Source organism: Paenibacillus thermoaerophilus (genome assembly GCF_005938195.1).
Classification (GTDB): Bacteria; Bacillota; Bacilli; order Paenibacillales; family Reconciliibacillaceae; genus Paenibacillus_W; species Paenibacillus_W thermoaerophilus.
The window spans coordinates 1-8,627 of the sequence record NZ_VCQZ01000043.1 but is presented as its reverse complement, the minus strand read 5'-3'; the positions used below and the strand labels follow the sequence as shown (position 1 = coordinate 8,627).

Below are 8,627 nucleotides of genomic sequence, written 5' to 3'. Positions count from 1 at the left end.
CCTCCGGCTCCTCCAGAAAATTATGTCATAGCTACATGACTTATCCATCTTTCAGGATGGTCGATGGTTGAAAATCTAAGAACGAGTGAGAAAACGCGAGAAAACATTAAATAATAGTGGGAGGAAAACCATGAAGCTCGCCGTCAAGTCCGCATTTGTTCTGTCCGCGGCGTTGTTGGCCACGCTCAGCGCTTGCTCCGACGGTAAAGAAACGGGAAGCGCCAGCCCGAGCCCGCAGTCATCCGGCACGGCCGCAAGCGCCGCGCCGAAAAACGAGGGAAACAAAAAGGTGGAAATTTTCAGCTGGTGGACAGGGGCCGGGGAAGAAGACGGCCTGAAAGCGCTGATCCAATTGTTCAAAGACAAACATCCGGACATCGAAGTGATTAATGCCGCCGTGGCGGGCGGCGCGGGAACGAACGCGAAAGCGGTGCTGGCCAGCCGCATGCAGGGCGGCGATCCGCCTGCCACCTTCCAGGTCCACGCCGGAGCGGAGCTGAACGCAGGCTGGGTTGCGGCAGGGAAAATGAACCCGCTGGGCGACCTTTACGCGTCGGAGGGCTGGAACGAGAAATTCCCGAAGGAATTGATCGAGCTCGTCAGCGACAAAGGCCAGCCGTATTCCGTTCCCGTCAATATTCACAGGGGGAACGTGCTTTGGTACAACAAGAAAATTTTCGACGAGAACGGCCTGACGGCGCCGAAGACGTTCGAGGAATTTTTCGACGTCGCGGAGAAGCTGAAGGCCAAAGGCATCACCCCGCTGGCGTTGGGGGACAAAGAGCCTTGGACGGCCGTTCATCTATTCGAGGATGTGTTGTTGGGCACATTGGGACCGGACGATTACAAAAAGCTGTGGACGGGTGAAGTCCCGTTCGACGACAAGCGGGTGAAGGATGCCCTCGACACCTTCAAAAAAATGCTGACCTATATCAACAAAGACCATGCGGCCCGCAACTGGCAGGACGCTTCCCAATTGGTGGCGAAAGGCGAAGCGGCAATGAACGTGATGGGCGACTGGGCCAAAGGCTACTTCGTGAACGATCTGAAGCTCAAGCCGAATGTCGACTTCGGCTGGACGACGACGCCCAACACGGCGGGCATGTTTATGGTCATATCGGATACGTTCGGATTGCCCAAGGGCATCAAGGATGAAGCGTCCGTGAAGGAATTCCTGAAGGTGCTCGGTTCGGTGGAAGGCCAAGACGCGTTTAATCCGCTCAAAGGTTCCATTCCGGCCCGTATCGACGCGGACGCCGGCAAATACGACGTCTACGGCAAGCAGACGATCGAGGAATTCAAAAGCAGCAAGCTGGCGGCGAGTCTGGCGCACGGATCGGCCGCGGCGGAGGGCTTCGTCACCCAGGCGAGCCAGGCGATCAGTATCTTCGTCACGAAAGGCGACGTTGACGCGGCTGCAGCGGCTCTCGTCCAAGCCGCCAAAGCCAGCGGCATCGCCAAGTAATAGAAGAGAGAAACCGGATGGGGGCGTCCCCATCCGGTTCAGGAAGGAGCGGATCGAACATGCCTGCTGCCGCAGTCGAAGCGAAACCGAATTCGCAGCCCAAGACCGGCAGAAATTCAAACATCCGGTTAAGAGAACGGCTTGCGCCCGTCTTGGTCGTCTTGCCGTCCATCGCGCTGATCGGCCTGTTCGTCTACGGGTTTATCGCCTGGTCCGGATATGTCTCGCTCAGCAAGTGGAATACGCTCGTCCGAAACTTGTCCTTCGCCGGACTGGAGAACTACCGCTTCCTCTTTCAGGACTTCCGCTTTCAATCGGATTTGCGGAACACGCTGATGTTTACGCTGCTGTTTATTGCGACGTGCCTGGCGATCGGCTTGACTCTCGCCCTGCTCGTCCATGCCAACATCCGGTTCGAGAGTTTGTTCCGCAATTTGTTTATTTTCCCGATGGCGCTTTCCTTCGTCGTGACCGGGGTTGCGTGGCAATGGATTCTGAATCCGTCCACCGGGGTGAATCTCCTTCTCCGGAAGTTGGGCGCAGAGGATCTTCCGGCCTGGTACACAAGCACGACGGTCGTTCCGTCGATTTCTCTCGGACAGATCGACTTCGGCCTGCCGGTCGCCCTGCTTGCGGTGCTGATCGCGGCCGTCTGGCAACTGTCGGGCTTTACGATGGCGATGTTTATCGCCGGCTTGCGCGCAATTAACGAGGACATATACGAAGCGGCGCGTATGGACGGGGCGACGGAGCGGCAAATTTTGCGGAGCATCACGCTGCCTTTGCTGCGGCCGGTCACGACAAGCGCGGTTATTATTCTCGGCCATATCTCGCTGAAAATTTTCGATCTGATCTATGCGATGACCGGTCCGGGAGCCGCTTTTGTCACCGATGTGCCCGGCGTCTACATGTTCGAGACGACATTCCGCGGCAACCATTACGGCCAAGGCTCGGCGATTGCGATCATCATGCTGCTGCTGGTCTCCATCCTGATCGTCCCTTACCTCATTTCCAGCATGAGAAAGGAAGAGGCCTGATGCCGACCTACAGCCGTGCGAACCGCGCCGTCACGTATGCGTTGCTCACGCTTTTCTCCCTGTTTTTCCTGATCCCGATCTATGTCATGGCCGTCACCAGCTTCAAAAGTCTCGACGAAGTCACGCTGGACCGCATGTGGGAGCTGCCCTCGGCGCTGCATCTGTCGGGTTACGGGGAAGCGTTAAAAAAGCTCGCGCCCAACTTGTTGAACAGCGTCTATCTGGCGGTTCCGGCGACCGTCATCTCCTGCCTGCTCGGCTCGCTGAACGGATATGTGTTCGCCAAGTGGAAGTTCCGGGGCTCCGACATTTTGTTTGTCTGCATCCTGTTCGGGATGTTTATCCCGTATCAGAGCATTTTGATTCCGCTGATCCAATTCATGCAAGCGATTCGCCTGTACAACACGATTCCGGGCTTGATTCTGGTGCACGTCATTTACGGCATCCCGATCACGACGCTGATCTTCCGCAATTTTTACGCGGGGATTCCCACGGAGCTTCTGGAATCGGCGAAGATCGACGGAGCCGGGTTTTTCGGGATTTACCGGCATATTTTCTTCCCGTTGTCCATGACCGGCTTCGTGGTGGTCGGCATCTGGCAGTTCACCAGCGTATGGAACGAATTTTTGTTCGCCGTCACGCTGACGACGCAGAAGCAGCAGCCCATCATGGTCGCCCTGCAAAATTTGTCGGGCAGCCAGGTGGTCCATTGGAACGTGCAGATGGCGGGAGCGCTGCTGGCCGCTCTGCCGACGCTGCTCGTATACGTATTCCTGAGCCGCTACTTCGTCAAAGGTCTGCTGGCCGGCTCCATCAAAGGTTAAATACGAACATGACGAAAATACCTTTTCGTATGAATGGGTATTTTCTTTCCGTATATGGAGGCTTCCCCGGCATCGCGGCGGGGAAGGAATTCGCGCCTCCGGCGAAGAAACCATGAGGAAAACGCCAGAGAAGGAGACAAGGCATGCGCGCATACGCCAAGTGGACGTACCGGATGGCGATTCTCCTCATTTCCGTATCGTTCGGCTGTTCCGTTTATTTCGCTTACCGGGTCAATCAGATCGACTTGGGGGCCAAGCTGCAGCATTTCATGGAGAAACCGAAATACCATCTGGTCATGATCAATCAGGAAGGAATAACTCCGTATTGGAGCCAGATCCAGAGCGGGGCCGACAAAGCCGCCAAAGAGCTGGACGCCGTCATCGAATATGTCGTTCCGGTGCATGCGGCCGCCCAGGACCTGAGCATGGTGGAGATGGCGGTCGCCTCCAAGGTCGACGGCATCATCATGCAGGGCTTCAACGAAAAGGAATTTACGCCCGCGATCAACAAAGCCGTAGACTCCGGCATTCCGGTGATCACGATCGACACCGATGCGCCGGGCAGCAAACGGATCGCTTTCGTCGGCACGGACAACTTCCTCGCCGGACGCCGCGCGGCCAAAGAGATCGTCAAGGACACGAACGGCAGCGCCAAGGTGGGAATCCTGACCGGCAGCTTCTCCATCTCCAACCAGACGCTGAGGGTGGCGGGCTTCCTCGACGGGATCAAGGATACGCCCGGAATCGAGGTCGTGGCGGTCGAAGAAACAAGCATCAACAGCAATCTGGCGACCGAGAAGGCCTACAAAATATTAAAGGAGCATCCGGACGTCACCGTGTTTTTCGGAACGGGCTCTTTGGACGGAGTCGGCGCCGCCGAAGTGGCGAACAACGCGGAGCGCCCAGGCGAACGCATCAAAGTGTATGCATTCGACGACCTGCCGGAGACGATGGAGCTGATCAAGCAGAAGAGAATCGATGCCACGTTCGTGCAGCGGCCTTTTTCGATGGGGGAGGAGAGCGTGAGAATCATGGTGGAATTCCTCAAGGGAAAGAAAACGCTTACCGTTTATAATACCGATATCAAAACGATTCGGGAAACGGACATCGCCAGCTACAATCCGGAGGAGCAGGGATGAAGATCAAAACGAAGCTGATTCTCAGCTACATCCTCCTCGTTGTGCTGCTGAACAGCATCGCGTTCTTTTTGTTCCACAGCAGTCAGAATGAAAAGAAAGGGTACGAGAATATCCTGAGCAATTTTTTCCTGCTGAACGACATTTACAGCACGACGGTTAACGTCAATCAATCGCTGAACGCGTACCTGGTCAGCAAGTCCGTCAAATCGATGGACGATTACCGCAAACACGTGGCGACGCTGATGGACAAAAGCGAGCGGCTCTCGGAAATCTATGAGCAGAAACGCAACTTCCTGACCAGCGAAAACTATCGGAATATGATCCAGACGTTCGTCAGGGAGAGCGACGCCGCCATCAATCAATATTCGACGTTCCACTACGATCTGTACTACTCGCATCTGAAGGAAGCGCAGAAGGTCTCGAATTTTATCCAGCAGATGACTCTTCATCTGATCAATAAGGAATTAACCAACTACAACGATTATTACGCGCGGATCAACGAGAAGCACCGGTATACGACGTATATGAGCGTCTCGATCTTTATGACAACGCTGTTGAGCGGCATCGTATTCGCGGTACGGTTCTCCAGCGGCATCACGAGGCCGATCATCCAGCTTCGGGATGCGGCGAAGGAAATATCGCGGGGCAACTTCAAGGGCAGGGACGTCGTCGTGCGGACGAACGACGAGTTTATTTTTCTCGCTTCGACCTTTAATCAGATGCGGAACAACATCGCCGATCTGATCGAGGAAATCCGGCGCAAATCGGAGATCGAGAGGCTGGTCAACCAAATGGAGCTGAAAAGTCTGCAAAATCAGATGAACCCCCATTTTTTCTTCAATACGCTGAACATCGTGGCCCGAATGGCGGATGTGGAAGGAGCCGGACGGACCAGCGAGCTGGTGGAAGCGGTCTCCTCCTTGCTCCGCTACAACTTGACCGCGATGGACCGGACGACGACGATCCGCGACGAAGTCGATATTATCAAGGATTACCTGCACATCCAGAACACCCGGTTCGGCAACCGGCTGACCACCACCATGGAGATCGACGAGCGGTGCTTGCCGACCGTGATCCCGCCGCTGATCATCCAGCCGATCGTGGAGAACGCGTTCATTCACGGCATCGAAGGATACGAGGACGGGGCTCGCCTCCATATCGCCATATCGCGGCGGGAGGAGCATATCGTGATCGAGATTCGCGATAACGGCGTCGGCATGGATGAGGCCACCCGGCAAAAATTGTTGAATCCGGCGATTGCGGAGAGCGAAAGTTCGGAGCTCCCGGGAGCGAAAAAAGCGTCCAACGGCGTCGGCGTAAGAAATGTCGTCCGGAGATTGCAGCTCTACTATCAGCGGGAACGGGTGATCGAGATCGAATCCGAGCCGAACCGGGGGACGACGGTCCGCTTGTTAATTCCAGCCTGATCCGGGAGGATGAAGCCAATGATCCGACTCGTCATTGTGGACGACGAACCGTTGGAACGCAATGCGCTGCGCAAGTTCGTGGAGCAGTCTGCTCTGGAGATCGAGGTTGTCGGAGAAGCCGAAAACGGCCGCAAGGCGTTGGAGGCCGCGGAAGAGCTGAAGCCCGATCTGATGACGGTCGATATCCGGATGCCCGGCCTTGACGGCGTCGAGGTCGTCCGGTTGTTGTCGCAGCGGCAGCCTTCCATCACCTTCATGATGATATCCGCCTACAATACGTTCGAATATGCCCGCCAGGTGATGCAGTACGGCGTGAAGGAGTTTCTGACCAAACCCTACAAGAAGAAGGACATCCTGGAGTCGTTCCAGCGGTCGATCGGGGAGATCCGCTTCAAGCGTTACGTCCGGCAGGCCGATTCCTTGATCGAAGCCGAACGAGTGCGTTCAATCCTGATGGGGCAGACGGACGGACAGCCGCCGGACGAGTGGGAGCCCGCCCTGCGGAAGCGGAATGGGTATGCCTTCGTCATGGTGCTGCAAGCGAGCGGCGGCAGCGGAGAGCTGACGAGAGAGGAGAAAGCTCGCCTGCTGGATTGGGTCAGGCTCCGCTTCAAGGAGAAGTTCGATTGCCTGGTCGGCAAAATGACCCGCAATCAGATTCCGGTTCTGGTCATGGCGAACCGGAACGATACGGCGCCCGCTTCGGTCAAAGGCTTCGCGACGCCCGCGCTCAGGCAGTTGATCTATCAATTCGACCGGGAATTCGTCGGGATGGAGCTGTTCGTGGGAATCGGCAACGGCTACGGCTCGGCCTCGCAGCTCACGCATTCCTACCAGGAGGCTCTGCTTGCCTCCCGCAGCGGCGTCCGCTCCGTCCCGTACGCGTATTACGAAGACGTCAAGGATAAGCTGCAAGGGGAGAAGACGTTCCCGATCGAGCTGGAGAAGCGGTTGATCGCCTGCGTCAAGCGGGGGCAGGCCAAGGAAGCGGCCGGCTTGTTCGAGGAATATTTCCTGCGGATCGGCCCCTACTTCGACTTCGACCGGACGGCGATCAAAAGCTGCCTGCAGAAGCTGATGCTCGACATGATGCTCCTGTTCGAGGAGATGGGGATGGATATGGGGCATAAGCCGCCGCCGATGCTGACGGATGCAGACGGGCAGCTTCAGGACACGGCGCTGTGCCTGATCCGGCAGTTGGCGGAGAGCGCGCAGAACTGGTATAGAACCGATCCGAAGGGGACGCTGTGCAAAGCGAAACATTTTATCGAGGATCATTACGACAAGGATATATCGCTGGAGCAGGTGGCCGACGCGATCAAGCTGAGCCCGCACTATCTCAGCAAAATGTTTAAGGAGAGCTGCGGGATGAACTTTATCGATTATTTGACGCGTATCCGCATCGACCGGGCCAAAGAGCTGATGATGGACCCGGAGGTTCCCTTCAAGGAAGTATGCGCGCGCGTCGGCTATCGCGATCCGAATTACTTCAGCCGGGTATTCCGCAAAGCCACCGGCTACCCGCCTACGGATTACCGGCTGCGATTCGGCAGGGCTTGGAAAGACCCATCGAGATGAATCCCCCGAGAACCATGCCTACGCCATGTACCGCTGTAAACCATTGCAGGCTCTGTGCAGTCAATCCAAGATGTTCAGTAACCAAATAAATGCCAAGCGGGTTTACCAGTCCGATCCCCATTCCCGCAGCCAAGAAGAAGCCGCCCATGTAGACAAAAATCTTATTGGAAATCACGTAATGCAAACCCATTTTCATTTCCTGCGACAAATTTGTAGTCGATGCGCCTTCAACCTTTCGATCGGGAGGTAACCATGTAAGCACCGCGGCGGACAGCAGGAAACAGATCCCCATGATGGCAACGGCTGTGTGGATGCCGAATCGGAAATAGACCAGAGTCCCAAGCATCGGACCTAAAATCATGAAGATCGCCATCATGGTCTGGTACATCGACATGCCAAGCTGCATCATTGACTCCGGTATGTGAAGCTTGAACAACTTCATTCCTGAAGGCTGCGAGAACTGAGACAAGATGGGACCTTCGCCGCATCCCGCATCTAAAATGGCAGTTGTCTCGCGGGTCGATTGCGGCCCATTTGCGATCATTTCGCAAATTCGCTCAATCAGCGGCTCGAAAAAGCCGCTTGCGCTTATTTGCTTTCGGGATTCAAACAGGGTTTTATCGTATTTCGATTGGCGGGGACGCAACAACAGGTTCACATATCCCTGCCTGGATAGAAGGGCGATGCCGTTCCGTTCGTTATTATAATGAAGACGGGATATTTTGTATACCGACATGTCGGGCTGTTAAAGGCATGTTTTTTATTAAATGTCAATCGATTATTAATTAACATGGGCATTCGCACATATAGTATGCCATAAAAGGTGCGAAAGAAGGGAACTTCAAAGGTAGTGTCCCGTCAAGTGGTGTAAAATCGATTTCTACCGCGTGACCTAGATTTACTTCTGCAAGAGCGTAGTGGATGCAAGGGGGAGTTGCTCTCCTTGGACGACTTTGGCCATGGATTCAAGACTGAAATAACGGCGTGCGACGGTCCATTCATCCTGCTGCTCGATCAAAATGGCACCGATCAGTCTGATGACAGATTCTCGATTCGGGAATATCCCTACCACATCCGAACGTCGGCGGATCTCCCGATTCAAGCGCTCTAACGGATTGGTGGAATGAATTTGCCGCCAATGCTCCCTGGGAAAGGCC

8 protein-coding genes are annotated in these 8,627 nt (G+C 55.4%); 6 read left to right on the top strand and 2 right to left on the bottom strand.

The window, feature by feature from the left end:
- Nucleotides 1-130: 130 nt before the first annotated feature.
- The 6 genes from FE781_RS17090 (at nucleotide 131) to FE781_RS17065 (ending at nucleotide 7,470) form a co-directional block, all read left to right on the top strand.
- Nucleotides 131-1,465, top strand: coding sequence for an ABC transporter substrate-binding protein (locus FE781_RS17090; RefSeq protein WP_138790816.1), 1,335 nt, complete (start codon nucleotides 131-133; stop codon nucleotides 1,463-1,465).
- A gap of 59 nt (nucleotides 1,466-1,524) precedes the next feature.
- Nucleotides 1,525-2,502 (top strand): carbohydrate ABC transporter permease, encoded by a 978-nt coding sequence (locus tag FE781_RS17085; RefSeq protein ID WP_138790815.1) that lies wholly within the window; start codon nucleotides 1,525-1,527, stop codon nucleotides 2,500-2,502.
- Nucleotides 2,502-3,326 carry a carbohydrate ABC transporter permease gene (locus tag FE781_RS17080; RefSeq protein WP_138790814.1) on the top strand — a complete coding sequence of 275 codons (825 nt, stop codon included), beginning with the start codon at nucleotides 2,502-2,504 and terminating at the stop codon, nucleotides 3,324-3,326. Before FE781_RS17085 ends, FE781_RS17080 begins: the two co-directional genes overlap by 1 nt.
- 143 nt (nucleotides 3,327-3,469) lie before the next feature.
- The gene (locus FE781_RS17075) at nucleotides 3,470-4,465 is read left to right on the top strand and encodes a sugar-binding protein (protein ID WP_138790813.1); all 996 of its coding nucleotides are present in this window, start codon (nucleotides 3,470-3,472) and stop codon (nucleotides 4,463-4,465) included.
- A complete protein-coding gene (locus tag FE781_RS17070; protein WP_138790812.1) occupies nucleotides 4,462-5,892 on the top strand; it encodes a sensor histidine kinase in 1,431 nt (476 codons plus the stop codon). The genes FE781_RS17075 and FE781_RS17070 overlap by 4 nt, the downstream gene beginning before the upstream one ends.
- An 18-nt stretch (nucleotides 5,893-5,910) precedes the next feature.
- Nucleotides 5,911-7,470, top strand: a complete 1,560-nt coding sequence (locus FE781_RS17065; protein WP_170209591.1) for a response regulator — start codon at nucleotides 5,911-5,913, stop codon at nucleotides 7,468-7,470.
- On the opposite strand, the gene FE781_RS17060 is transcribed toward FE781_RS17065, so the two are convergent.
- Both FE781_RS17060 and FE781_RS17055 read right to left on the bottom strand, forming a co-directional pair.
- Nucleotides 7,418-8,128, bottom strand: a complete 711-nt coding sequence (locus tag FE781_RS17060; RefSeq protein ID WP_211346397.1) for an MFS transporter — start codon at nucleotides 8,126-8,128, stop codon at nucleotides 7,418-7,420. The genes FE781_RS17065 and FE781_RS17060 overlap by 53 nt on opposite strands.
- Nucleotides 8,129-8,368: 240 nt before the next feature.
- Nucleotides 8,369-8,627, bottom strand: a 259-nt coding sequence (locus FE781_RS17055) for a transposase (protein WP_211346396.1), incomplete at its 5' end; no start/stop codon positions are given.